Here is a 26,248-nt window from a genome sequence, read left to right as displayed (position 1 = left end):
TCAGAACCTCTGCTCGCCATCGACGAATGTGGCGGTGGGGTGGAAGTCCTTATCGAGGATTGCAATGTCGGCGGTGTGGCCTTGTTCGATTTTTCCGTGATTGGTGAGGCCGAGTGCTCTGGCTTGATTGAGAGAAGTGGTTTTGACGAGCTGGGTGAATGGTAGGCCGGTGATTTCCGCAGCTCGCTTGAAGCCTTGGTTGAAGGTTAGGGTGGAGCCGGCGAGGGCTCCGCTGTTCTTCAACCTTGCGACTTTGTTTTTTACGGTGACTTCGAGTCCGCCGAGAGTGCAGTTGCCATTATCAATCCACGAGCCGGCCATGGAGTCGGTGATCAGCTGGATGCGGTCGATGGATTTGACTTTAAAGATGAGCTGGATGAACTCGGGTGCGAGGTGGATACCATCGCAGATGAGTTCTAGGCTGAGATCGTCGTCGAGCAGTCCTGCGCCGACTGTGCCAATTTCTCGGTGATGGAGGCCGGACATGGCATTACCGAAGTGGGTGAGCTGGCTGAGTCCAGCCTGCTTGGCTGTTGCGATTTGTGCAGAAGTGGCAGCTGTGTGTGCTGCGGAGCATAGAATACCGAGTTGCTTAGCGGCTACGATGAGTTCGCAGGCATTTGCTTGGCAGGGAGCGAGAGCGAGAACGCGAATGGGGGTGATGGCGTGGATAGCTTCGACTTCTTCCAGCACTGGTTGACGGACGAATTCTGGATTCTGGGCACCAGCTTTGTTGACATTAATATAGGGACCTTCGAGGTGGATGCCAGGGGTTTTGGCGAATTCTTGGTTCGCTCGGTATTGCTCACATTTCTCTGCGATCTCTAGTAGCCGTTGCTGTGGCTGGGTGAGAGTGGTGGGAAGCCAAGTGGTGACGCCTTCAGCGAGCTTGCGCTGGGCGATGTGACGGAGCGAGTCGAGCTTATTATCACAGACGTCGCAGCCATCGGCACCGTGAGAATGGATATCGATGAAGCCGGGAAAGGCATAGTGGCCTTTGGCGTCGAAGATAATGTCAGCGGGCGGAAGTGGTTCGCCTGACTGATAGACCTCTGAAATGTAGCCATTCTTGAGAAGGATAGCGCCGTTCTCTATTTCAAGATCGGGGGAGATGATGTGTGCATTTGCAATGAGGGTGGTCATAGCTATTTGGGCTGCACACTGGTGATGCTAGTGCTGGAGGAGTTTGCGGTTATTGTAGATGTAGTTGTAACCAGAAATAAGAGTAAGCGCAGCAGCGAGCCACATGGTGGCAGGAATGATGTGGTGCTCTGGATCTGCAATCCATGAGAAGGCTGCAACAGCGGGGTTCTCAGCATTGAGATAGCCAAAGCTAATGTGCGTGAGGCAGCCGATAACGAAGATGAGCTGGAAGGTAGTTTTCCATTTTCCCAGTTTGTCAGCGGCAATGACGACTCCTTGTTCTACTGCAATTTGGCGCAGGCCTGTGACCATGAATTCGCGACCAATGATGAGGCAGGTTACCCAGACTGGGCAGAAGCCTTGAACGGATAGGTAAATGAAACCAGCTGAAACGAGGATCTTGTCGGCTAGCGGGTCGAGCAGCTTGCCGAGAGATGTGACGAGGTTGAGTTTACGCGCGAGATAGCCATCGAGCCAGTCAGAGATAGCGGCTATTACGAAACTCCAAAGTGCAAGGTGTGCTGCCCATGCTGCATCAAATGAGACAGCCGCGATAAAGATCGCTGTTAAGAACAGTCGTAGAACGGTGATGGAGTTAGGCAAGTTCACTCAAACCACTGTGCATAATGTTAGGAATGGGGCAAGGCTAATGAAGGGGTAAGGTGGTCTCGCGCCCCATAAAAAACACCTTCAAGCAGAACGCAGGAAGGTGTTTTTGAAATTTGATGGAGCTGAGCTTAACCGAGTCCGTCTTTCGCAGAAGCGAGGAGGTAGTCACGGTTGAGTTTAGCAATATTGTCTACGCCGATTTCCTTAGGACAAACAGCTTCACATTCGTACTGGTTAGTACAGTTACCGAAGCCTTCTTCGTCCATTTGAGCTACCATAGCGAGGGTACGCTTAGTTTTCTCTGGTTGGCCTTGTGGAAGCTTATTGAGGTGTGCTGCTTTCGCTGAGACGAAGAGCATAGCTGAAGCGTTCTTACATGCTGCAACACATGCGCCACAACCGATACAGGCAGCTGCGTCAAATGCTTCATCAGCAAGTTTCTTCTCGATCGGCATGGAGTTTGCGTCAGGAGCAGAACCGGTGCGGACGTCGATGAAACCACCAGCGGACATGATGCGGTCAAAGGCACTACGGTCAGTGATGAGATCTTTAACTACTGGGAATGCTTTTGCGCGGAATGGTTCGATCCAGATGGTCTCGCCGTCCTTAAACTTACGCATGTGAAGCTGGCAAGTAGTGATGCCTAGTTCTTTAGAGTGTGGCACACCATTGATGGTGAGTGAGCACATACCACAGATACCTTCACGGCAATCATGGTCGAAAACGATTGGGCTACCACCGTCGTTGATGACGCGCTCGTTAACGATGTCGAGCATTTCGAGGAAGGACGCTGAGGTAGGTATATCCTTCGCCTCGTAGGTTTCGATAGTACCACGGTCATTTGCGTTCTTTTGACGCCAGACTTTGAGTGTGAGATTGAGGTTGGCCATGTCTGTGTAGTGAGGGCTGCGTTAGACGCAGCGCATCGGTGTTAAGTTGAAAGTGTGTGCGGTTGGATGAGTCCTACTGGTCTGGCATTTTTAAAGGCCAAATTCAGTATTTTGAAAAGAAGGAAACAACAGGTTTGTAAAATAATTTAAAATCTCGTTCAGCTTCCGAATGAATTTAATTAATCCTCTTTCTTGAAATTCTTCAATTGGATTGGCTTGCGTTTTGGTAATGTGATTTTCACAGGCTTGCCGTTCTTCATTGGTTTGAGTGCGATTTGCTGTGACGCCATTGCCTGCCCCATATTTGACTCAGTGATTGGATTGTCACTAGGTCCGTCGAGCTGCTGCGGGAGGCTCTGAAGGAGTTGCTCAAACTGGTCGAGGCTCTGGGTGGAGCGGAAGAGGTTTGTAAGTGCATCTCCCTTGATGGAATCCATTAAGGTTTCGAAGAGTGCGTATGCCTCATTCTTGTACTCTACTAGTGGGTCTTTCTGACCTTGTGCGCGGAGGTGTACACCCTCGCGAAGTGCATCCATGTTGTAGAGGTGTTCCTGCCAGAGGCGATCGATAGCGGTGAGTATGATCTGACGCTCGAGGTGGTCGAGGTATTCTGCAGGTTGGTCTGCGACCTTGAGCTCGTATGCTTTCTTTACTTCCGCAATGAGCCACTCGGCATTGCCGTCAGCATTGCGGTCTTGAAGACCACTTTCCTCCATGCTGAGTGCAAGCGGGAAAGTGGAGTTAATCCAACCAAGAAGTTCTGTGTAGTCAGGAGCTCCTTCATCGCGCTCTTCCATGTATTCATAGACAGTCGCAGGAATCATCTCTTCGATGACTTCGTTGAGGAGTTCGCGTGGATCTTCGGATGAGAGCACTTCATTGCGGTAGCCATAGACTACTTCACGCTGCATGTTCATGACATCATCAAAGTCGAGCACGCGCTTACGCCATTGGTAGTCGCGCTGTTCAACACGCTTTTGTGCAGTTTCGATGGAGCGGTTGAGCCACTTGTGCTCGAGCGCTTCACCTTCTTCCATGCCGAAGCGTTCCATCATGGTAGTCATGCGGTCTGCTGCTGCGAAGTTACGCATGAGATCATCTTCGAATGAGATGAAGAACTGTGAAAGACCTGGATCGCCCTGACGAGCACAACGACCACGGAGCTGACGATCAACACGACGTGAAGGGTAGCGCTCACAACCGATAACGTAGAGGCCACCAAGTTCGGAAACGCCTTCACCCAGTTTGATGTCCGTACCACGACCAGCCATGTTTGTAGAAACCGTGACGGCTCCTTTTTGGCCAGCATTGGCAATGATTTCCGCTTCTTGCTCGTGGAACTTCGCGTTAAGAACCTTGTGGTTAATCTTATTGCGCTTGAGGAGGCGGGAAAGGGTTTCAGAAGCATCGACAGATGCAGTACCCACGAGAATAGGCTGACCACGTTCTTGCGCTTCAGTGATACTCTTCACCACGGCATTGTATTTCTCGCGACGAGTCTTGAAGACTTGGTCGTTGTCATCTACGCGGGTGTTAGGCTGGTTTGTTGGAATCGGGAGAACATCGAGACGGTAGATGTCGTGGAACTCCGCTGCGTCAGTTTCCGCAGTACCTGTCATTCCTGCGAGCTTTTCGTAAAGTCGGAAGTAGTTCTGAATGGTGATGGTCGCGTATGTCTGCGTCTCACGCTCTACTGTAACGCCTTCTTTGGCTTCGATTGCTTGGTGGAGACCGTCTGACCAGCGGCGTCCTGCCATTTTACGGCCAGTCTGCTCATCGACGATGACTACCTTATTTTCCTCGATCACGTATTCTACGTCTTTTTCGTAGATACAGTATGCTTTGAGGAGTTGGGAAATGGAGTGCATCTTCTGCGCCTGGTTATCTAAGCGGTTTTGGATATGCTCTTTCTGTGCCGCTTTATCCTCAGCACTGAGTTCTGAGTTCGCGTCGATGTCAGCATACTCTTCAGCTAGATCAGGTAGGACGAATGCTTCAGCGTCACTCGGGTCGAGGAAGTTGCGGCCGTGATCCATGAGGTCAGCGTCGTGACCTTTTTCATCGATCGTGTAGAAGAGTTCTTCTTTGACAGCATAGAGATCTTTTTTCTGCGTGTCCTGATACATGTCGAGCTCAGTTTTATCAATGAGTCGACGAGAGTCAGGGTCCTGCATGAAGCGGGCTAGCTGCTTGGAGCGTGGCTGACCGAGTTTAATTTTAAAGAGTGCACGGCCAGCTGTGGCGTCGTCGCCAGCTTCGAGAGCTTTTTTAGCTTCTTCAGCGAGTTCGTTACAGAGAGTGTTTTGTTTCTTAACGAGAGTTTCGATACCGCCTTTGTAGACATTGTATTGCTCAGCGTTTGAGATGGTGGACGGGCCGGAAATGATGAGAGGAGTACGGGCTTCATCAATGAGGATGGAGTCCACTTCATCAATGATAGCAAAGTAATGACCGTGTTGGACCTGTTCATCCTTCGAGGAGGACATGCCATTATCACGGAGGTAATCGAAGCCAAACTCAGAGTTCGTGCCGTAAGTAATATCACAGAAGTACTGAGCCGCGCGCAGATTTGGTGGTTGTTGGTTCTGGATACAACCAACTGTGAGGCCGAGGTATTGATAGAGTGCGCCCATCCATTCGGAGTCACGCTGAGCTAGGTAGTCGTTGACTGTGACTACGTGTACGCCAAGACCGGTGAGGGCATTGAGAAATACAGGGAGAGTTCCGACGAGTGTCTTACCTTCACCAGTTTGCATTTCTGCAATCATTCCATTGTGTAGTGCGATGCCACCAACGAGCTGGACATCGAAGTGAACCATGTTCCAAGTAGTTTCGCTGCCACCGAGATGGATAGTGCGGCCACACATGCGACGCGCTCCGTTCTTCACTACAGCGTAGGCTTCAGGGAGGATTTGCTTGAGATAAGTGTCACGCTTTGCTGGGAATTCACCTTCGATGTCAGTAAAAGCAGTTTTGGCAGCTTCGATGGATGCTGGAGTGGCTTCTACTGTAGGGAGAGATGCATACTCAGTACGTAGGTCTGCGAAGCGGATTTCAAGGATTTCAGCGAGAGAAGCGAGTGCTTCTGGGTCCATGGACTCGATGGTGCGCTTAGTCGGTGCATCGAGTGGAAGATAGCGATGGAGATGGTGCTGCCATGCGGTAACTTTAGCTAAAACAGTAGCTTCTGACTCTTGCTGGAGAGCTTCCTCTATTTCGTTGATCTTAGCAACGATCGGGTTCATGCGCTTGATCTCGCGCTGATTCTTATTACCGACGATTTTTTGGAGAATCCATTTAAGCATAGCTGTGTGCCCGGATTAGAATGATGGGCTCGAGCTGCATACACCCGTTAGTCCCGATAGGCAAGGGACTTTGTGTTTATGCTGAGGCTTAAATTTTAGCCTTCAGTTTGGTGAGGAGCTCAGGGTTACTTTTGAGCTCGGCAACGAGGGTAGTGATGACGCCTAGAGTCGATTTAGAGATGTGGTGCTCCATACCTTCGACATCTGCATAGATAGTTTCTTCATCAATATCGAAAAGGCGTAGAAACTCAGTGAGTTTGTCGTGACGCTCGATGATGGCATTAGCTATGGTGTGGCCTTTTTCTGTAAGCACGGTGCCGCGGTATTTCTCGTGATTCACGAGACCTTCGGTGTCGAGGCGGCGTAGCATGTTGGTGACTGATGCCTGGGAGATGCCGAGATTTTTTGAAATGTCGATAGGCCGGGCATAACCTTTTTCTTCGATCAGATTGAGGATCTGTTCGAGATAGTCGTCCATGGCTACTGAGCCAGATGTGCGGGATGAGCTCACTGCGTTGGAATGTTGAATGTTAAATGATGGGTGTTGAATTAATAATCTTCGACGGGGCTGCGGGAGTTGGCTATGGAATCGCTCTGATCGCCACGTGCAGCTTCTTCTCCTAGTACTTCGATACGAAGTTCCATGATTTCCTCATCAACTTTGTCCCAGCGTTTTTGGTCAAATACGGAAAACTTTGGTAGCTTTTTCTTCACTTTTCGCACGCGCTTGAGTGAGGCTTGGACATCGTAGATAGAAAGTTGATTGAGCGCTTCAAGTGCCTTTTCAGCTGTATCAGTTTGATGGCAAATGAGCGCCATGTCGTTGCCCGCTTTGATGGCCATCTGTACATCTGTGCCGCGGCCGTAGGTGTTAATGATCGCGCCCATGTCTAGATCGTCAGTCATGACTAGACCGTTGTATCCGAGTTGTTCGCGTAGGAGGCGCGTTACGACATTGTAGGAAAGAGAGGCCGGGAGACCCGGTGTTTCTGGATCGAGCTCAGAGAAATGGGTGTGGGCTGTGAGTATGCCATTCATTTCTGGTGAGAGTGCGGTGTAGGGGATGAGGTCTGTGGCGAGGAGCTCGTCTTTTGTCTTGTTAGACGTAGGGAGCTTGATGTGTGGATCGACATCTGCGAGCCCACAAGACGGAAAGTGTTTGCCGCAAGTGAGAGTTTTCATGCGGCGGAGGTTTCGATTATAAACGCCGGCATTATTGATCACTTCTTGGGCATCGCGTCCATAGCAACGACCGCGCAGCGCATTGTCAGCATCTGGGTCATAGGAGATGTCTAACACGGGCGCTAGATTCATGTTGATTCCTAACATCGAGAGAATTTGGCCTGTCTGGATGCCGTGCCAGGCGAGAGATTCAGGTTTGCCTGCGATACGGAACTGTTCAGCGGAAGGGGGAGTATTACCAATTTCTTTCGTGCGGGTAACGCGGCCGCCTTCTTGATCAATCGCTATAATCGGTGGCACGTCGCAAATTTCACGGAGTGAATCTGTAAGTGCACGTACTTGCTGAGGACTCTCTACATTTCTTCCGAATAGTACAAATCCACCAGGTTGGATGCGGCTGAGATAGTGCTTCTCATTGCTTGAGAGTTCCGTGCCTTTGATGCCGAGAATGAGAAGTTGGCCGTACATGCGGGGAAGCTTGTCGTAGCTTCCCTAAGTTGCAAGTTTGAAGTTAGTAGTTCCCAGTTGCCACTCAGGGGAAATGGATCTATAAACCGCCTTATATGGCCAAGCAACCAGTAGTACTGATTATTCGCGACGGCTGGGGTGTGAACCCCGGTGGCATAGAAACCGCAGAGCGCGATGGAAACTCCACACTCCTCGCCGATACACCATTTCATGACAAATTGTTAGAAACCTACCCTCAAGGTTTTGTCAGCGCATCCGGCATGGATGTCGGTCTGCCAGATGGGCAAATGGGTAACTCAGAAGTGGGGCACCTCAACCTTGGCGCAGGGCGCATTGTTTATCAAAGTCTGACCCGTATTAATAAGTCTATTGATGATGGTGATATGCCAACTATCGAGTCGCTCAAAAAGGCCTTTGAAAAGGCAAAGGGTGGCACACTGCATCTCATGGGCTTAGTTTCCGATGGTGGTGTGCATAGTCATCAAGACCATCTTGCAGCCTTTGTTAAAGCTGCAGCAGAAGCTGGAGTTAAGAATATTTCCATTCACGCTATTACTGATGGCCGTGATACTTCACCTACAGGTGGTGTAGATTATCTTAAAAAGTTAGAGGCTGATATCGAAGGAACCGGAGCAAAGATTGTCACGGTGATTGGTCGTTATTATGCGATGGACCGCGATACACGCTGGGAGCGTAATAAGCTCGCGTGGGATGCTATTGTGTTAGGTCGCGGCAAGAAATTTGAAGGAAAAGCAAGTGAGGCGCTCGCGGCTGAATACGCAGCGGGTGAGACTGATGAATTCATTAAGCCCATCATTCTTGCGGATGCAGATGAACAGCGTATCACTGATGAAGATGTGGTGTTCTGGTTCAACTTCCGCGCGGATCGAGCACGCCAGCTCTGTAATGCATTTCTCAACGGTGAAGCCTTTGTCGCTTTCGATAAAGAGGTGAATCCAAATCCGTATTTCCTCACACTTACTGAGTATGATGAAAACTACGAATGTGACGTGGTTTATCCATCTAGCAGTATGACGAACGTGTTAGGTGAGGTTGTTGCAGATGCTGGTCTTAGTCAGCTTCGTATCGCGGAAACTGAAAAGTACCCGCACGTGACCTATTTCTTCAATGGTGGAGCTGAGACTCCATTTATGGATGAGGATCGTGTGATCGTTTCATCACCGAAGGTGGCGACTTATGATCTTCAGCCAGAGATGAGCGCACCAGAGGTGACTGAAACCTTAGTCAAACAGCTTAAGGATTATGACCTAGTGATTCTCAATTTTGCCAACCCAGATATGGTCGGACATACGGGAATCGTAGAAGCGTGTAAAAAAGCGTGTAATGCGATCGATCAAGGTGTGCAAGCTGTGGTGGAAGAAACCTTGCGCCTCGGTGGTAAGCTTCTGATCACTGCAGATCACGGCAACTGTGAGAAGTTGATTAACCCAGATGGTTCACCGCACACAGCGCACACCACTAACTTAGTGCATGCTATTTATGTGGGAGCAGATCACGAAAATGTGAAGGTCAAGGACGGCATCCTCGCTGACGTTGCTCCGACGCTTCTCGATATGCTTGGTGTTGCTCAGCCTAAAGAAATGACTGGCAGCAGCCTGCTCGGAAAATAATTTTCTAACTTATTTAGAACTCTACAAAAAAGCCTCAGCAGAATGTTACTGCTGAGGCTTTTTGTTAGTTAGAATGTGCGGGGCTATGCTTCAGCCGGAGCTTCTTCAGCTGCCTTTTCTTCAGCTGCCTTTTCTTCAGCTTTTTCCTGCTCTTCTAAAGCCTTCATTGCTTCTAGGATTTGCTGTTCGATAGTTTGAACGCCGCGTTCAGACCAGAGGATGCCTGTGGAATCTGTTGTTAGGAGTTGTGCCGCGCCATGAGTGACTTTAGTCATGTGTTTGCGTGCGGTGTTTAGTTGGTTTTTAGTGACTTCGTCAGCACCATCTAACATGCCTTGTTGTTCCATGCTGCCAATAGCTTGATCAAAGAAGTTATAGAAGCTCTTTGATGCGTAACCGAATATTTGCCCGTCTGATGGAAGGCCTTTCATCGTGGCCTTGAAGGCATCGCTTTGAGCGAGAGTATTTTCTCCGCTAGAGCATTTATTCAAGAAATCACTGGTTGAACTGAGCCAAATGAAGTCACCAGCTTTATCAACTTTGAGTACTGGTGAGTAGCCCATGAACTGAGCTGCCATTTCTTCTGGAAGTGCGTAAGTACTGGTCTCACCTTCGTCAGTTTTTGAAAATGGTAGACCGCTGCCGCCGATCACCATAGGTCCTACCTTTTCCCAGATCCAGCTGAGACCATCTATGCGGATGGTGAGATTCGGCTTATCGAGTTCGCCAAATGGAGTTGGGATTTTTTGTGCTTCATCGAGATCGAGGACAAAGTTGAGTCTTAGGTCGAGCTTCTTGAGAAGGTCGGAACCAGTCATGCCGAGTTGAGGGACTTCTTCCTTCATTCCATTTTCAATTTCAGCAAGGTCTTCTTCACCGCTAAGTTTAGCAATGCTTTTGATCATTGGCTCTACACTTGCGAGGTTGAAACTGATTTGGCCGGCTAGGTCGGCTCCGGCGGGCGCGATGTCTGCAGCGGAGAGCCCTTTATGTTTACTGCTGCTCAGGAGTTTGAAAATTCCTTCATGGTTACCGCCATTATCAAGTTGGATTTTATTGATCCACTCGGTGCCATCTGGAGAAGATGACTGAGAGTACGATTTGATAGATTCAAGTCCAAGAATCTTGTAGAGCTCTTCTTTGTTGAGGTCTTCTGGTAGTTCGTCTTTTGCTGAGGTGTCGAGCGCTTTACCGATGAGATCTGTGTAATCGCTGATGGGTCCTTGTTTGTAGTTAGCAGCGGATTTATCAACTCCTTGAGCGTAAATAGGTGCGGCTGCTAGGCCTAGTGCGAGGTATATTGGTGTTTTCTTCATGTGATATAAATGTGTGGAAATCCCTAACAAGAAGCGCATGGTTATGCGACTACAAGATGTGGGAAGGTTTGTATTCGATGAAATAATGTTGTGAGCTTGGTCGCAAGAAGAAAGACTAAGTTGGTAACGATTGGGGGTAGTTTTCGCCTGAAATCTGTGATAATTCGAGAGGGTGGATTTAAGAGATATGATTGATGGCTGTATGGCATTGCCAGAGGTCGAAGAAACAACGCCTTTTGGACCCGACGCACTAGTTTACAAAGTAGCGGGGAAAATGTTTGCCGTGACGCAGCCTGATGATGTGCCATCACGGATGAATTTAAAATGTGATCCGGATCGCGCGTTAGAGCTTAGAGATCAATATGATTCGATCAAGCCTGGCAGGCATATGAATAAACGCCATTGGAATACCGTGTTGCTAGATGGGGGAGTTCCAGATGAATTACTGACGGAACTAGTTAAGCATTCTTACGAGCTGGTTGTTGCTAGGATGAAGAAGGTAGAGAGAGAACGTATACAGCAGCTTTTAGTAGATTAGCGGGTAATTGGCTGTAGGTTTCGCTTGCTAGAAATGCCTCACTGGAGAGAATGCCGCACATTCGAATCCTCTCAATCACACTTTTTTATGAGCAACGCAACCTTCGCAGAAATCGCCCAAGCTCTCCGTGAGCATAACTCTTTCATTATCATGAGTCACGTCCGCCCAGATGGTGATGCTATAGGCTCCCAGCTCGCGCTCGGTCACGCTCTTGAAGAGATGGGTAAGACGGTACACTACATCAACGAAGATGGGTTGCCTGAGAATTTGGCGTTCTTGCCACACTCTGATCGCATCGTTCAGCCGCAAGGCGAAGTGCTCGATGTGGAAGTCGCGATCGCTCTCGATTGTGCCACCAAGCCACGTCTCGGTGACAATGCTCTCAAGGCCGCATCCAAAGCAAAGCTCTGGATCAATATGGATCACCATAAATCCAACCCTGGATATGGCGACCTCAACTTCATCGATTCCAGCTCACCGGCGACGGGCCAAATTCTCTACAATTTCATCACTGCTGAGAATTTCCCGCTATCGGATGTTACTCGTGATGCTATCTATGTAGCCGTTTCCACTGATACAGGATCTTTCCAGTACAGGGGGACTACTGTAGGTACCTACGAAATGGCTGCTGATCTAGTGCGCCGTGGACTTAATGTTGGTGAGATTAACGCAAAAACTTACGACAGCCATCCGTACCGCCGAGTTGAGCTTACTCGCAGACTTCTAAATACTCTAGTAATGGCTGAGGACGGTCGTCTTGCTGATTGGCAGCTGGTCTATAAGACTCAAGAAGAGCTTGGACTTAAGCCTGAGGATAGTGAAGGCCTCATCGACATGATTCGCGCGATTGAAGGAGTTGAAATTGCTGTCTTTTTTGAGGAACTTCAAGACGGTCAGATCCGAGTCAGTATGCGTTCAAAGAACCCTGCAGTGGATGTTTGCGAAGTAGCAAAAGTGTTCGGCGGTGGTGGTCACACGCTCGCTGCTGGTATTCGTACAGAAGGAACGCTTGAAGGTGTGCGCGAACAAGTTCTCGCTGAGCTTCGCAAGCGTCTCGATGCCTGTGCTTAATTGACTCGCAGATCATTTATTTTTTGAGCACCGAGGTCTAAGTGATTCCGGTGTTCATTTTTTCTAGTAATAGAATATCTTTCTCAAGGGTCGCCTCGGTGGCCACACACACTCCAATAATAGTAAAAGTATGTTAGAAGAAGTTCCAAGTGGTGTTCTCGTAGTCGATAAGGACTCAGGTATGACCTCGCACGATCTGGTGGCGATCACTCGTCGGCAGTTGAAATTCAAGAAGATTGGTCATTGCGGTACGCTCGATCCTATGGCGACAGGTGTCATGATGTTGGTCATTGGCAAGGCCACCAAGCTCCAAGACCGTCTGATGTGTGAAGACAAAGTGTACGATGGCTCACTCAAGCTTGGTGAAACTACTGGGTCGCAGGACAAGGAAAGTGACATTGTGGAAGTGAAAGAGGTGCCTCCGCTAACGGATCAAGATGTCGATGACGCTTTCAACCATTATGTCGGAGACTTCGAACAAATCCCTCCAATGGTGTCAGCGATTAAGCTCAATGGCGTGCCGCTGTACAAGCTTGCGCGACAGGGGAAAACAGTGGAGCGGAAGCCGCGTGCAGTGAAGGTGATGGATTACAAAATTCATCGAGTTGAACTCCCCGAGGTCGACTTCACCATTAATTGTACCAAAGGCTTCTACGTGAGAACTTACGCGCATGATATTGGGCAACGATTAGACTGCGGTGCGCATTTGATCGCTCTTCGTCGCACGCGCTCAGGGAAATTTGATCTGAGTCGTGCTATCAAAACCGAAGATCTCAAAGTCGCCACACGCGAGCAGATTATTGAGAAAATGATCAAGTTAGACGAGATCGCCGAGATGCTGGCGGAGTAAATAGTTTTACGTGTCTGGTATTAAATTTTACGCTGTTTCTTAATGCAAGTTTTCCACTCCACCGCTGAGCTATCGAAACTCAATGCCCCGTTACATTTGGCGCTAGGAGTGTTCGATGGTGTGCATGTGGGACATCAAGAAGTGATCCGCTACGCTGTGGAAGGCGCGCGCGCTGAAGGTGGACTCGTGGGAGTGATTACGTTTGAGCCACACCCTATTCGAGTGATGGCGCCAGAGCGCGCTCCTCGTAGGATTCTTGCTTCTATTGAACATAAGGCGAATTTACTAAAGGACCTCGGAGTTGATTTTCTCTGCGTGCAAGAATTCACATTGGATTTTGCTCAGTGTGAGGCTCGAGATTTTATTGATGAACTAGCAGGTTCCGCTGGGATGCTCAAGCGCGTCGCTGTCGGTGAAGACTGGATTTTTGGCAAAGCAAGGGGTGGAAATGTCCAGCGCCTTCGCGAGTGGGGGAATGAGCTTGGCTTTGTGGTGAACGCCGCTCCACCGGTGATGATACAGGGTGAGCGGGTGAGTAGTACTCGTATCCGACAAGCCGTTCGTGATGGTAATCTAGCAGCTGCGAAAGAAATGCTAGGCCGTGATTACACGGTGCAAGGAACCGTGGAAAGAGGACGCCAGCTTGCTCGCCAGTTAGGTTTCCCAACAGCGAATGTAGTGGCGCACAATGAGCAGCTTCCACCTGATGGTGTGTGGCAGCTAGAAGCAGTCATCGAAGGACAGCATTACAAGGCGATTGGAAATCTTGGCCGACGTCCTACTGTCGAAACAGAAGCAGCACGACGCTTGCTAGAAGTCCATGTTTTTGACTTCGAGGGAGATCTCTACGATCTGGTGATCGAAGCGAAGTTTATTAAATACATCAGGCCTGAGCAGAAGTTTGCCTCCGTTGATGAATTGAAAGCGCAGATTGAGGCTGATGTCGCGTCTGTTCTTGTTGAGTCCGCTTAAGGGGGCGCGAATCCCCTTGACGCTGAGGGTAGGCTTGGAGAGATTAAACTATCTTAAATAATTTATGAGCCAGGAAGAATTACCAGAAGTCACATTGCGCGATATGTATTCGGACTATTTCCTCGATTACGCGAGTTACGTGATCTTGGAACGAGCCGTGCCGTATGTTGAGGATGGTTTGAAGCCGGTTCAGCGACGTATCCTTCACTCGCTCAACGAACTTGATGATGGTCGTTACAATAAGGTGGCAAATGTCGTGGGTAACACGATGAAGTACCACCCGCACGGTGACGCTTCCATCGGTGACGCCATGGTGGGTCTCGGCCAAAAAGAGCTCCTCATTGATACTCAGGGTAACTGGGGAAACGTTCTTACGGGCGACAGGGCTGCCGCTCCTCGATACATCGAAGCGCGTCTCACACCATTTGCGAAAGACATCACTTTCAACCCAAAGACGACAGTCTGGACTGCAAGTTACGATGGCCGAAACCAAGAGCCAGTCTGTCTTCCTGTAAAATTCCCACTCCTGTTGGCGCAGGGTGTTGAGGGTATTGCCGTTGGTTTGGCATGTAAGATTCTACCACATAATTTTAATGAGCTGATTGATGGATGTATCTCTATTCTTCGTAAAGAGGTCGTAGATATCTATCCGGATTTTCAAACCGGCTGCATCATGGATGCTAGCGATTACCGCGATGGGCTCCGTGGTGGCAAAGTACGAGTCCGTGCACGGATCGAGATCGACAGCAAAAAGCTATTGCGCATTATAGAAGTTCCCTACGGGACGACTACTGGTGGCCTGATGGATAATATCGTCAATGCCAATGAAAAGGGGAAAATAAAAATCTCTAAGGTGGTCGATAATACAGCGGCAAATGCTGAAATTTTAGTGCATCTTCCAGTAGGTGTGGAGCCTGAAGTAGCTCGTGACGCGCTCTATGCATTTACTGATTGTGAAGTGAGTATTTCGCCTAACAGTTGCGTGATTCACGAAGGGAAGCCAAAGTTCATGGGGGTAAATGATATCCTCAAGCATAGTGCATTTCATACCAAAGACTTACTTCAGAAAGAGTTGGAGATTCGTCTCGCGGAGCTCAATGACAAGTGGCACTTTAGCTCACTTGAGAAAATTTTCATCGAGAATGAAATCTATCTGAAGATGAAGCAGTGCTCTAGCATGGAAGAGGTGATCTCTGTGATCGATGAGGGGCTAACACCATTTAAGAAGTTACTCTTACGCGAGGTCATGGAAGACGATATTGTCAAACTCTCCAAGCTGCCATTCCTGCGCATGACTAAGTTTGACAGCACGAAGGCTGATGAAGCTCTCAGAGCGCTCGAAGACAGTATTGCAGAGGTGGAGAAGCATCTCAATAGCCTCACGCGCTATACCATTTCTTACTTTAAAAATTTACAGAAAAAGTACGGAACTGGGCGTGAGCGCAAGACCGTGATTTCTAGTTTTGAAAAGGTCGACCGTACGCAAGTAGTAGTCGCGAATGAGACTCTCTTCATTGATCGCAAGAACGGTTTTGCTGGCTTTGGTCTAAAGAAAGAAGAACCTCTGGAGAAATGTTCTGAGCTCGATGACTTCATAGTGATCGGCACTGATGGTAAGATGAAGGTGATGAAAATCGCTGAGAAACTTTTTGTCGGCAAGCGCCCGCAACACATCGCAGTCTTCCGTAAGGATGAAGATAAAGTTTATTCTGTGATTTACCGTGAAGGTCGTGAAGGGCCAGTACGAGCAAAGCGATTCAAAATCGGCGGGGTGACTCGCGATAAAGAATACGATCTAGCGACCGAGAGTAAGGGTACTCGCATTCTCTACTTTGCAGTCCACGAGAATGAGGCTGAGTCTAACGATAACGTAGTATTAGTTCACCTCAAGGCTCAGCTCCGACTGCGCAATCTCGCACGGCCATTCAAGTTCGAAGACATTGCAGTAAAAGGTCGTGGCGTTCGCGGGAATCTCGTCACTAAGCACGGTGTGGATCGGGTAGTGCGTGCTCCTAAGAATCAGGAGCTAGATCTAGGCGAATCCTAAGGATGAATGGGGCTCCAATGGATCGCTCCGAGTACTGGATTCGATTCGTTTGCGGATTCATCGTCTTAGGCTTACTCAGCTTTTTTTCCATTTTTAAATGGATCGAGAGTGTTGACCTCTGGGGGATTGTCGGCTACTTCCTGACCCTGCTCGGCACATGCCATTACGCGGCAAAACACGGCGATGACGCGTGGCGCAGCCTGTTAGGCTGGTTTCACTGGTGGTGACTTTGTTTAGCCTGCGCAAGTTCGAGTGGTTCCTCTAGCGTAACTTCTTGAGCACACTTTCTGCATAAGCAACGGTAACTAGCGCCATCGCTACGTTGATCGCACACATTGCGATCCAGAAGCCAGTGAGGTTCACGTCGAAATGGTAGACGGCGATGCTGAAGACGATAACTGGCAGGAGGAGCTTGCGAATGACTGCCTCAATAAAGCCATACATCGGTCTCTTCATCGCCTGAAGGAAGCCAATGTAGACAAAGCCGACGACGTAGGCCCACTGGATGCAGGCGACGATGCGGACGTATTGCTTACCAAGCTCTCTAACGGTTGGGTCATCGGTAAAGAGCATGACGAGTGGCTCCGCAAACACGAAGAGCAATAGGGATGCGGTGATGATAAGGTAGATGCCGTATTTGAGACAGAGGCGCACGCAGTCGTGCACGCGATCGAGCTCTCCCGCTCCATTATTTTGTCCAACAATAGCGACAATGGCGGAGCTAATGCCGATCGCTGGAAGGAGAGCAATCTGTTCGATGCGTGTACCGACTCCGAACGCTGCAACTGCGGCGTGGTCGAAGTATTTGAGGAAGTAGGTCGTCACAAAGAAGCCAAGGGCGATGGACATGAGGTTGAAGGCAGTAGGGATGCCTTGGCGCAAAATTTGAGCGTAGATATTCCACTTGGGGAGAAGGTGGTGAAAGCAATGAAGTGTGACATAGCCGCGCTTCACCACCACAGTACAGAGAACCAGAGCGCTGAGTGCTTGAATGCAGACAGTGGCCCAAGCAATCCCGCGGATGCCCATGGCTGGGAGGCCAACTCCTCCATAAAGAAACCAGGGGTCGAGAATGAGGTTTGCAAAGAAGCCTACGATGAGTATGCGGCTATAGGTTTTGCTGTCACCATGCGCCAGCAAGATCGCATTCATCATACTACAGAGCATAAAGAATAGAGCGCCACTAAAGAGCGGGCGGATGTACTGTGTGGCGATCTCTAGGTAGTTCCCCGATGCTCCGAGAATCTGGAAAAGTGGGGTTGAAAAACACAAGCCAATGGTCGCTACAATGGCAGAGCTAATACAGGCAAGGGAGAAAATTTGCGCGGAGAGCGCCACCTCGGCCTCTTTGTCTTTTGAACCAATCGCATTGGCAATCAAGGCGGAAGACCCACGTGAGAGACCACCGCTAATAGCGATAATGATGAAAAAGACAGGGAAGGAAAGCGCCATGGCGGCGAGCGCCTCGGTAGAGATCCGCCCTGCGTAAAAGGAATCCACCACATTGTACATGGTGTTGAAGAAATAGCCGACACTCATGGGGAGTGCGATCCGGCGAATGTGTCCAGGGAGTGGACCAGAAGTGAGCGAAGGACCTGCCATATGCCGTGCGAAGCTGGAGGAGATCTACCAGAAATGCAAGCCGAGCGCGTAGGGAACGCTGGGTTTGTTGTTGCTGAGCTAAGTCTCGGTCGCTTTATGCTCCCCAGAAAAAGCTTATACCAAACTGAGTTCCAAAAGAGACAAATGTGATTTTACTGAAGCTTGGGGAATAGCGCGTTGCGGAAGAAGTGAAGGCTGGGCGCTATCCTGTTGAATCTGCGTTATTCCTCAGTCACGGTGCTCGCACCGCTCCTTCGTCACGCCTTGATTGACCAGGAAATCACTCCAGAATTAGTCTCTTTTGAATCGCAGAGTGGTATTAGGCTGGTGGTGTCGGTGAGGGGTTGTTGGGTGGTTTTGGCGGATTGGAGATTGGCTTTGAGGGTGTCGCAGAGGGTCATGAGTGAGTCGACTTTGGCGACGATGCGGTGTTGCTTGGCTAGTGGAGGTATTGGAATTGAAAAACCTCTCTTTAAAAGCGAGTGAGGCAGTCGGCTATAGGGATGCCTGCCATCGCATTGAAGTAAAAAGCGCCTCGAGCAGGGGTGCTGCTGAGGCGCTTGGGTGATTTTTGATTGGAAAACAGGAGGTTAGGCAGCGAGCTCGTCGAGTGCTTTTTTGAGAAGCTCGAGGGCTTGCGCGACTTCGTCTTCGGTGACGTTGAGGGCGGGGAGCCACCGGAGTGTCTCTGCGCCGGCTGGGACGGTGAGTAGGCCTTTTTCTGTGAGCTTCAGAACCAATGTCAGTGCTGGCGTGATGCCTTCGGCGTTTTTGATCGCCTCAGGATTAAGAGCAAAGCCTAGCATGAGGCCCTTTCCTCTCAGTTCTACGATCGCTGGATGATTCCATTCACCAATGGCAGTTCTGATTTGTTGTTCTCTTGCGAGGACATTGTCATTGAGTTTGGAGGCTTTAATTTCTCCAAGAACCGCGAGTGAGGCTGCGCACCCGAGTGGGTTTCCGCCGTATGTAGAGCCGTGTGTTCTAGGGCCAAGTTGGCTGCTGAGGTTTACTCCCTTAGAGATTTCTCTGTCACTTACCCAGAAAGCTCCGATTGGGAAACCGCCGCCCATGCCTTTTGCCCATGAAATGGCATCAGGTTTCACGTCGGGAGCTATCGCTCTCCACGCCATGCCGTGACCGAGCCTGCCGAAGCCTGCCTGGACTTCGTCGAGCATTAGCAAGAGGTCGTGATCGATGCAGAGTGCTTGGAGGCCATTGAGGAATTCCTCAGTGGCTGCGAAGATTCCGCCTTCGCCCTGGATAGGCTCTAGTAGGATCGCAGCAGTCTTATCCGTGATCTGAGCTTTGACAGAGTCTAGATCATTGTAGATGGCATAGTTGATTCCAGGGAGGATAGGGGCAAATCCTTCTTGGATAGCGTCCTGACCAGTGGCTGTCAGCGTGCCCATGGTTCTTCCGTGGAATGAGTTCCTGAAGGTGATGACCTCATGTCTAGGGCTGCCATCAGTAGCTGGTTTGGCATTGCCAAATTTCCTAGCGAGCTTGATGAGTCCCTCGTTCGCTTCAGCTCCGGAATTTGAGAAGAATACCTTCCCTGGAATTTGGACGAAGTCTTCTACGATCGTTTTAGCGAGCTCAGCCTGCTGAGGAATCTCATAGAGGTTCGAGCAATGCATGAGCTTGGCTGCTTGATCTTGAATTGCAGAGACGAGTTTCGGGTGACAGTGACCGATCGAGCAGACGGCTATGCCTGTGCAGAAGTCGAGATACTTCTTTCCTTGGTCGTCCCACAGGTAGGAGCCCGAAGCCTTTTCAGGAACGATGGGAAATCTGCCGTAGGTAGGAAGTACGTATTGAGTGAATGTGTCGTGGGTGGACATTAAAAAAAAATGGTTTGGTTGAAAGTGGGTTTGTTAGACTTTTTCTAACATCTATCAGCATGGTAGCGAGTGCTTAGTCTGAAGACCGAACACTACCAACTGAAAGCTCGAATAGGCAAGCCGCCTATTCGTCGAACATATCAGGTGTGATGATATGCTTGCCTCCGCAGCGGGGGCAAGTGATCTCTAGTGCGTCATCGTCCTGGAAAAGCTCTTCTGTGTTGCCTTTGTATTGGCCAAGCGCAGGGAGGAATCTGTCAGGGGAGCAACCGCAGTGGAATCGGAATTTGCGTGTTTCCAAAACCTTGGTTTTCTCTGTTTCCAAGATTTTTTCTACGTCTTCAGTAGTGAGCTCATTGAGCCACTCGAGGTCGCAATCCGGCTGGGCAGCGATGAGGACAAAGTTTTCATCAGGTAGACGGAATGCTCGTGCTGGTCGCTGCTCGCTTTGCTGGTAGTAATTTTCGATCCATGTGAGTGGGTCGTTGTTCTCGATTTCGATCGTAGAACGACGAGCTTCCGCTCCCTCAACCACTGTCTGGCTGTAGAGAATGTTCCGATCAGCTTCCTTTACTCCTTCAGTAAATAAGTGACCAGTGACGCTTTCCTGTATGGAGCCACCGGTTACGAAGAGATTCACACGGGGCGCGCGGAGGTTTACGGTCCACGCTATCGTTTCAGCCCACGGGCGAGCCACGAGATGAAGAGTCAAAAATGCCAGCTGCTCCTTGAGCATCGTATCAAGCTGCTCTTTATGGCGCAGCTTACTCTCCATGAGATGGATGTAGTAGTCTGTATAAATGGGCGCAAATTGGCCACGCACCATCAGTGCATTCCGTTCGCGGATGAAAATGGATTCTACTTTGGTGAAATCTTCTACTGTGTCCATGGCTTCTCAGGGTATATTGGTCAACTGGGTGTGTTCATAACTTGGAACTCGAAACTGGCAACTTCAAACTCGATTTCATCGTCGATCAAAAAGAATACTCCCACACCCTCGGAAGGGTATGGGAGACCTATTCTACTACACAATGAAAAGTGAATTATTGAGAAATCAATCAGTGACGTTTATTTGTCGCGGTAGGCTTTCTTCGCGCTTGGAAAGGGAGAGTTTGAGGACTCCATGCTCGAGTTGGGCTGTGGTGGAGCTGAGATCGAAGTCGCTATGGACATTCAGCTTGAGCTGGTAGGAGCTTGGTCGTTCCACTTGATTTAAAAGTGTCCATGCTTCCGGCTGAGCATTCTCTCTAGTGGCGGAGATTTTTAGCTGTGTTTTCTCAGAAGTGATGGAGATGTCTTGCTTATTCACACCGGGTAAATCGATATGAATGTGCACGCCTTTTTCGTGGGTGACTGTATTGTATCGCGGGTTGAGTGTGGTGGATTTCTGTGGGGAAGTTGTGTTTGTTTCGCTCATTTGCTTAATCTTTCTATTTTTAAATTTATTGAATGTTGATGGACTTGCTCTCGAGCTCTTGCTCCTCTTTTCGAGGTAGTGTGATTTCAAGGACGCCGTCTTCGAGTTTCGCTTGAATGTTCTTCGCATCTACTTCTTCGCCCAGGGCGTAGCGTTGGGTCACTGATGGTCGCTTATTTTCCTGTTCAGTGTTTTGCTCCGCTGTGAGCACGATTGCTTTATCTTCGAAATCGAGACTGAGATCTTCTTTTTTGAAACCAGGCAGATCGATTCGGATCAACCAGCCTATGTCGGTGGAGAAAAGTTGGTGGTTTGATTGCGGGCGAGCTGTCGTATCGAAGAAGGTGTTAAATTCGTTTAGCAAGCTGCGTGTCGTGAATGGTGATAATGTTCTCATATTGTTTTATTTGGGTTATCTTCATAATTGCAGGTTGTGTGCCAAAATTCGACACGATAACTTAAATTGGTTAATTATAAGTAAGTTACAGTTTTTATGTGTAATTCTACTAAAACTGTACCAATCAAATATTGAAACAAAATGACACCATGTGTGACAAAATGACGTGAATATTTGTCACACATAGTATCAATGATTGTATTAGCCCCATTCTCTTATCTTTGAGAGCTAGGGTCACAAAAAAAGCGCAACCTCGGTTAGAGACTGCGCTTTTAAAGAAGATGTTAACTAATCGCTATTAGTCAGCTGTGACTGCTGATCGGTCATCGTTGAGGCCGGACTTCTCTAGGAAGTAGTCATAGCCACCACTGTACTTGGTAAGTTTACCGTTGTTCACGTGGACTGTAGTTTCTGCGAGGTTACGGATGAAGTGCACATCGTGTGAGATGAACAGGAGTGTTCCTTTATAGGACCTGAGCGCCTGGACTAGAGCTTCAATAGAAAGAAGGTCTAGGTGAGTAGTAGGCTCATCCATGAGGAGAAGGTTTGGAGGATCAACGAGGAATTTCACCAAGTTAAGACGGGACTTTTCACCACCAGAAAGGACGCGAATACGCTTGAGCACATCGTTCTTACGGAAGAGGAAAGAACCGAGGATGGAGCGCGCTTCGTCTTCACGGAGATCAGGGTTGGATGCGAGTACCTCATCTAGCACTGTGTTTGACTCATTAAGTGTGAGGGCACGGTGCTGTGAGAAGTAACCGATCTTCGTAGCATAGCCTACTTCGACTGTGCCTCCCTGGACTTCTTCATAACCCGCAATGATTTTCATCAAGGTGGATTTACCCGCTCCGTTAGGGCCAACGAGAGCAATCCTGTCACCGCGCTCTACGATGAAGTCGGTCTTATCATAAATGACTTTTTCTCCATATGCTTTGTGGACCTTTGTCAACTCGGCGAGGATTTGGTTAGAGCGTGGTGGATCAGGAATGTTGAAACGGAATACTTTACGCATCGAGATCGGCTTCACGAGATCACCCTTGAGTTTCTCGATCATTTTCATGCGCTCGTTCACCTGAGAAGACTTAGAACCGACGTTGCGGAACTTATCGACGAACTCTTGGATTCGCTCGATTTCCTTTTGCTGGTTACGGTATTTCTGAACCTTCTGGTCGTAGCGCTTCTCGCGCTCCTTCTCGAATTCAGAATAGTTTCCTGTGTAGTTGACGAACTTCTGATCATCGATCTCGTAGACGGTTTCGATGATTTCATCCATGAAGTCACGATCGTGAGAAATGACTAACAGGGCACCAGGGTAATTTTTGAGGTAGCGTTGGAGCCAGATCAGGGAGATGAGGTCGAGGTGGTTTGTCGGCTCATCGAGCATGAGAAGGTCTGGCTCTTGGACGAGAAGGCGCGCAAGATTCGCGCGCATGATCCAGCCACCAGAGAAGGTGTTTGCTGGCTCATTGACTTGCTCTTGCTTGAAGCCTAGACCCGCGAGAATTTTCTTAGCTTTTGGCTCTAGTGCGTACCCATTATTCGCATCAAATGTGTCTTGTGCGTCTGCATAGGCTGGGTCGCTTTCCTTACCAGCAGCTTCTAGCTCACGCATGGTTTTGATGGCTTGAGCCATTTCAGGAGTGACGCCGATAGCGAGCTCGAGGATGGTTTCTAGACCTGGATTACCCGCTTCCTGAGCGAGATAGCCAGTGATAGCGTATTCATCGATGTCAGCTTCACCGGAGTCTGACTCATCTTGGCCGAGGATGATGTGGAAGAGAGTGGACTTGCCGGCGCCGTTAGGACCAACGAGGGCAACACGTTCACCCCAGTTAATGGTCATTTTAGCATCTTCGAAAAGAGTTCTCCCACCGATTGTCTTGGTGAGGTTGCGGATCGTTAACATGGGTGACACTTGCCGTGGATTAGCGAGTTTTTCAATCACAATTTAGGTATTATCAGGATACAGGATTTGTGATTTCACTGATCAATTGCTTTGAGCCTTAGGTCGGGCTGAGTAGGAGATTAATATTTCTCTGTGATTGCTGCGCTGGAGTGTCATTGATACAAGTCCTCTAGATGTCTAACAGAGCATTGATACAGTGGCTTAGCGCCTGCTACCGTGAGGACCGTATTCGAGTCGGTATACGCGATTTTTTTGGTCCGGTGAAGTACCGTAGAATGAGCAAGGGGGAGGAGATGCTCCTCAACGGTGTGATGCCTGATGCTGTCTTACCGCCAAGTTACGCCAGTGATGTCAGTAGCTATAGTGAAATGCACCGACGCGAGCGCGAGTTACTCTACGGGGCATTATTTGTATGTGGGAAAACCGCAGAGGGCGTGCACCGTGCTCCATTGTTATTATTTAGCGCAAAAATAGAAGAAGTTGGAGACTCGTATTTTAGTCTAAAAATAGCCCTTCGTGGTGCGCGGCTGAATCCAGTGGCAGTTGATGCTCTACAAGGACCTAAGGAGCTTAATGAAGCACTTCGAGATATTGCTATAGGCGATGGTTTGAGCGAAGCTATGGTCGGCGAGATTCGTACTGTGATTGAGGAATATTGTCCGCATGTGGATTGTGAAAGTTTACTGCAGTGGCCTTATCTCGAAATGTCAAAAGACGTGGAGTCAGCGGGGAAAGCTAATGAAGTGAAGGTTCTCTCAGCTGCTGGTTTGGCGAATATTGAGCGCCAGGTTTCGACCCGAGGTTTGGTGCAGGAGCTAGTTGATCTGGCTGAGGTTGATGATGCGAAATTGAGTCCAGCCTTGAGGCGGGTGCTGGGAGGTGTTGTGCCTGTAAAGCGTGAGGGGAAGCAGAGTACACATTTTATACCTGCGTCTTTGAGCAGTCAGCAGGAGAAGGTTGTGCGTTCTGCCCGTTATCAGCCACTGACTGTATGTCACGGCCCTCCAGGGACTGGAAAGTCATACACTATCGCTGCGATCGCTTTAGATCATGTGATTCGAGGTGAGAGTGTCTTAGTGACATCACGTGGTGATCACGCAGTCAATGTGCTGCACAAAAAAATAGATAAAATGTTGGGTTCATTGCACGCCACTGTTCGCGCAGGCAGAAGTGAGCATTTACGCAATTTAAAGAGCTTATTGAGCGAGCTGATGGAAGGTGGGGACGGTTTCGTAGTAGACGGTCCAGTATCGATGCATGTGCTTTACCGAGAAGTAGAGAAAACCGTGGAATTGATCCGAGATGCTGAGCGAGTACTCGAGAAAGAATTTGAGAAGGCTATAAAACGCGCGGATACGCACCTAGATCCTTCGCCAAATCTTGTGGATAGTCTTAAAAAAGTTTGGGATAACTACTCGATTAAGCGTCGTCCTTTGTTGTCGGAAATGCGCTACCATTACCAGGAGTTGCAGCAGGAAAGAGAGAGACAGCTTGCTTATTATTTAGAGCTCAAGCTGAAGTGCCAGATCACGAAGGTGCTTGATGAAAAGCACTCTCGAGAAGAGCTGAAAAAACTGTGGGCTGGAGTGCGCAAAAGAAAAGGAAAAGCTCAGCAAGAGATTCTAAGTAAGGTTGATTACAGTATTGTTCTTAAGGCATTGCCAGTTTGGCTTACGAGTACGGAGGATATGCACCGAGTACTACCAGTGACTCCAGAATTGTTCGATGTACTGATAGTCGATGAGGCGAGTCAGTGTGATTTAGCGAGTATCCTTCCTGCGCTTCAGAGGGCTAAGAGAGTAGTTATCGTGGGTGACACGAAGCAGCTGCGTCATGTGAGTTTCTTATCCAAGCATGCATTGGTGGCTGCAGCTAAAGATTACGCAATAAGCAAAGAGAGAGTAGAGAAGTACCATTATCGGAAACGCAGTTTGATGGATTTGGCGATTGATCTCGTAAATGATCAAAAACAAACGAGCTTTCTCGATGAACATTTCCGATCTCAGTATGGCATCATTGCTTATAGTAATCGCCGGTTCTACGGTGAGCGCCTGCAGATCATGCGCGACAGACCTTGGCTGAATCATCGTGGAGGAGGAGTCTCCTTAATATCCAAGCATGTTTTTGGTGGAAAGCGGGATGCTAGGGGGGTGAACCAGCCAGAGATCAAAGCTGTTCTGAATGCTTTAGACGCGATGTTAAGTAAACACCGCAGAGGTGAGCTGCCATCTATTGGAGTTCTGTCTCCTTTTCGTGCTCAGGTTGATGCACTCACTCAAGCCGTTTTTACTGAGTTTCGAGGAAAGAAGCTTCATCGGCTTCAGCGAGAGGGTAAGCTATTGGTTGGCACTGCACACAGCTTTCAGGGTGAAGAGCGCTCGGTTATGCTGATTTCTCTGGTGGTTGATCCAGACACAAATGCTGCGAGCTTGAGGTTTTTAGAACGAGAAGATGTCTTCAATGTGGCAATCACTAGGGCTCGTGATGAACAATGGGTTTTTCATTCAGTGGATTATAAAGATCTTAAACATGATTCCATGCTGGCTGATTATTTGATGCATATTGAAGCAGGAGTGTCTGACGATCGTGTCAGCTCGCTGGAAAGGGATGCGTTTGCAGCTGAGGTGTTAGTCGAGCTTAAACTCATGGGCAAGAAAGCGACTTTAGGAGGCGAGGTTGCTGGTGTGGTCATCGATATTGTTGTGCATCACCCTGAACAACCGATGGCTATTGATTTGATCGGTTACCCTGGCGACATGCAAGCTGCAGTGCATTCTAAGAAAGCCCATATGCTGAGTCGCGCTGGTCTGAGCTTATTGCCGCTGGGTTATTTCGAGTGGCAAAAGCGGCGGGAGGAATGTCTCGTCTTACTCCAGCAGTATCTTCCCGAGTATGATGCAAAAGTGGAGGGAATTGAGATAAATGCGCAGCAAACGTCACCGGTGAAGAGGCTAAAAACGTTGAAATTGTTGTCCTATGTGAAAAAGAACAATCACCGCCATTACGGAATGAAGCCACCGAGCAATAAGTGAAGCGCGCATGGTGTATTTTTTTCCA

At 49.0% G+C, this 26,248-nt stretch carries 21 protein-coding genes and 1 pseudogene; 8 read left to right on the top strand and 14 right to left on the bottom strand.

The features are described from left to right. The 6 genes from nagA to nagZ all read right to left on the bottom strand — a co-directional run bounded on the left by nagA (position 1) and on the right by nagZ (position 7,597). A complete protein-coding gene (gene nagA, locus ACSHX2_RS11615) occupies positions 1 to 1,143 on the bottom strand; it encodes an N-acetylglucosamine-6-phosphate deacetylase (RefSeq protein WP_435693116.1) in 1,143 nt (380 codons plus the stop codon). A 27-nt stretch (positions 1,144 to 1,170) separates the two neighbouring features. Further along, positions 1,171 to 1,752 (bottom strand): CDP-diacylglycerol--glycerol-3-phosphate 3-phosphatidyltransferase, encoded by a 582-nt coding sequence (pgsA, locus tag ACSHX2_RS11610; RefSeq protein WP_435693115.1) that lies wholly within the window; start codon positions 1,750 to 1,752, stop codon positions 1,171 to 1,173. 128 nt (positions 1,753 to 1,880) lie between these two features. Next, the gene (locus tag ACSHX2_RS11605; protein ID WP_435693114.1) at positions 1,881 to 2,642 is read right to left on the bottom strand and encodes a succinate dehydrogenase/fumarate reductase iron-sulfur subunit; all 762 of its coding nucleotides are present in this window, start codon (positions 2,640 to 2,642) and stop codon (positions 1,881 to 1,883) included. Between the two features lie 179 nt (positions 2,643 to 2,821). Beyond that, positions 2,822 to 5,947 carry a preprotein translocase subunit SecA gene (secA, locus tag ACSHX2_RS11600; RefSeq protein ID WP_435693113.1) on the bottom strand — a complete coding sequence of 1,042 codons (3,126 nt, stop codon included), beginning with the start codon at positions 5,945 to 5,947 and terminating at the stop codon, positions 2,822 to 2,824. 88 nt (positions 5,948 to 6,035) lie between these two features. Beyond that, positions 6,036 to 6,458 carry a transcriptional regulator MntR gene (gene mntR / locus ACSHX2_RS11595; protein ID WP_435693112.1) on the bottom strand — a complete coding sequence of 141 codons (423 nt, stop codon included), beginning with the start codon at positions 6,456 to 6,458 and terminating at the stop codon, positions 6,036 to 6,038. Positions 6,459 to 6,496: 38 nt separating this feature from the next. Next, entirely contained in the window at positions 6,497 to 7,597 is a 1,101-nt protein-coding gene (gene nagZ / locus ACSHX2_RS11590; RefSeq protein WP_435693111.1) for a beta-N-acetylhexosaminidase, read from the bottom strand. 95 nt (positions 7,598 to 7,692) lie between these two features. On the opposite strand from nagZ, the gene gpmI reads away from it, so the two are divergent. Beyond that, positions 7,693 to 9,228 (top strand): 2,3-bisphosphoglycerate-independent phosphoglycerate mutase, encoded by a 1,536-nt coding sequence (gene gpmI / locus ACSHX2_RS11585; RefSeq protein ID WP_435693110.1) that lies wholly within the window; start codon positions 7,693 to 7,695, stop codon positions 9,226 to 9,228. Positions 9,229 to 9,311: 83 nt separating this feature from the next. Here the strand turns inward: gpmI and ACSHX2_RS11580 are convergent, their stop codons facing one another. After that, positions 9,312 to 10,544 (bottom strand): hypothetical protein, encoded by a 1,233-nt coding sequence (locus ACSHX2_RS11580; RefSeq protein WP_435693109.1) that lies wholly within the window; start codon positions 10,542 to 10,544, stop codon positions 9,312 to 9,314. Between the two features lie 202 nt (positions 10,545 to 10,746). Between ACSHX2_RS11580 and ACSHX2_RS11575 the strand changes: the two genes are divergently transcribed. The 6 genes from ACSHX2_RS11575 to ACSHX2_RS11550 all read left to right on the top strand — a co-directional run bounded on the left by ACSHX2_RS11575 (position 10,747) and on the right by ACSHX2_RS11550 (position 16,249). Beyond that, positions 10,747 to 11,082 (top strand): MmcQ/YjbR family DNA-binding protein, encoded by a 336-nt coding sequence (locus tag ACSHX2_RS11575; RefSeq protein WP_435693108.1) that lies wholly within the window; start codon positions 10,747 to 10,749, stop codon positions 11,080 to 11,082. 87 nt (positions 11,083 to 11,169) lie between these two features. Next, the gene (locus tag ACSHX2_RS11570) at positions 11,170 to 12,153 is read left to right on the top strand and encodes a DHH family phosphoesterase (protein ID WP_435693107.1); all 984 of its coding nucleotides are present in this window, start codon (positions 11,170 to 11,172) and stop codon (positions 12,151 to 12,153) included. 130 nt (positions 12,154 to 12,283) lie between these two features. Then, positions 12,284 to 13,003, top strand: a complete 720-nt coding sequence (gene truB, locus ACSHX2_RS11565) for a tRNA pseudouridine(55) synthase TruB (protein WP_435693106.1) — start codon at positions 12,284 to 12,286, stop codon at positions 13,001 to 13,003. A 42-nt stretch (positions 13,004 to 13,045) separates the two neighbouring features. Then, positions 13,046 to 13,975, top strand: a complete 930-nt coding sequence (gene ribF / locus ACSHX2_RS11560) for a riboflavin biosynthesis protein RibF (RefSeq protein WP_435693105.1) — start codon at positions 13,046 to 13,048, stop codon at positions 13,973 to 13,975. A gap of 64 nt (positions 13,976 to 14,039) precedes the next feature. Then, on the top strand, positions 14,040 to 16,022 hold the full coding sequence (locus ACSHX2_RS11555; RefSeq protein WP_435693104.1) for a DNA gyrase/topoisomerase IV subunit A: 1,983 nt from the start codon (positions 14,040 to 14,042) through the stop codon (positions 16,020 to 16,022). Positions 16,023 to 16,039: 17 nt separating this feature from the next. Further along, the gene (locus tag ACSHX2_RS11550; protein ID WP_435693103.1) at positions 16,040 to 16,249 is read left to right on the top strand and encodes a hypothetical protein; all 210 of its coding nucleotides are present in this window, start codon (positions 16,040 to 16,042) and stop codon (positions 16,247 to 16,249) included. A 34-nt stretch (positions 16,250 to 16,283) separates the two neighbouring features. On the opposite strand, the gene ACSHX2_RS11545 is transcribed toward ACSHX2_RS11550, so the two are convergent. From ACSHX2_RS11545 to abc-f, 7 genes and pseudogenes are all read right to left on the bottom strand, one after another. Next, on the bottom strand, positions 16,284 to 17,624 hold the full coding sequence (locus ACSHX2_RS11545) for an MATE family efflux transporter (RefSeq protein WP_435693102.1): 1,341 nt from the start codon (positions 17,622 to 17,624) through the stop codon (positions 16,284 to 16,286). Positions 17,625 to 17,881: 257 nt separating this feature from the next. Continuing rightward, positions 17,882 to 18,082: pseudogene (locus ACSHX2_RS11540) on the bottom strand (hypothetical protein); the annotation flags it as partial. A gap of 132 nt (positions 18,083 to 18,214) precedes the next feature. Continuing rightward, on the bottom strand, positions 18,215 to 19,468 hold the full coding sequence (locus ACSHX2_RS11535; protein ID WP_435693101.1) for an aspartate aminotransferase family protein: 1,254 nt from the start codon (positions 19,466 to 19,468) through the stop codon (positions 18,215 to 18,217). 124 nt (positions 19,469 to 19,592) lie between these two features. Beyond that, positions 19,593 to 20,357, bottom strand: coding sequence for an Hsp33 family molecular chaperone HslO (locus ACSHX2_RS11530; protein WP_435693100.1), 765 nt, complete (start codon positions 20,355 to 20,357; stop codon positions 19,593 to 19,595). Positions 20,358 to 20,522: 165 nt separating this feature from the next. Continuing rightward, on the bottom strand, positions 20,523 to 20,885 hold the full coding sequence (locus tag ACSHX2_RS11525) for an Hsp20/alpha crystallin family protein (protein ID WP_435693099.1): 363 nt from the start codon (positions 20,883 to 20,885) through the stop codon (positions 20,523 to 20,525). Positions 20,886 to 20,910: 25 nt separating this feature from the next. Then, positions 20,911 to 21,282 carry an Hsp20/alpha crystallin family protein gene (locus tag ACSHX2_RS11520; protein ID WP_435693098.1) on the bottom strand — a complete coding sequence of 124 codons (372 nt, stop codon included), beginning with the start codon at positions 21,280 to 21,282 and terminating at the stop codon, positions 20,911 to 20,913. A gap of 298 nt (positions 21,283 to 21,580) precedes the next feature. After that, positions 21,581 to 23,191 carry a ribosomal protection-like ABC-F family protein gene (abc-f, locus tag ACSHX2_RS11515; protein WP_435693097.1) on the bottom strand — a complete coding sequence of 537 codons (1,611 nt, stop codon included), beginning with the start codon at positions 23,189 to 23,191 and terminating at the stop codon, positions 21,581 to 21,583. Between the two features lie 173 nt (positions 23,192 to 23,364). Here abc-f and ACSHX2_RS11510 point away from each other — a divergent pair, with 173 nt between their 5' ends. Beyond that, positions 23,365 to 26,223, top strand: coding sequence for a DEAD/DEAH box helicase (locus ACSHX2_RS11510; protein ID WP_435693096.1), 2,859 nt, complete (start codon positions 23,365 to 23,367; stop codon positions 26,221 to 26,223). The last annotated feature ends 25 nt before the right edge of the window (positions 26,224 to 26,248 follow it).

Source organism: Rubritalea sp. (assembly GCF_051252225.1).
Lineage (GTDB): Bacteria > Verrucomicrobiota > Verrucomicrobiia > Verrucomicrobiales > Akkermansiaceae > Rubritalea.
Note: the sequence above shows the minus strand (reverse complement) of the source record. Positions and strands in the feature narration are given on the sequence as shown.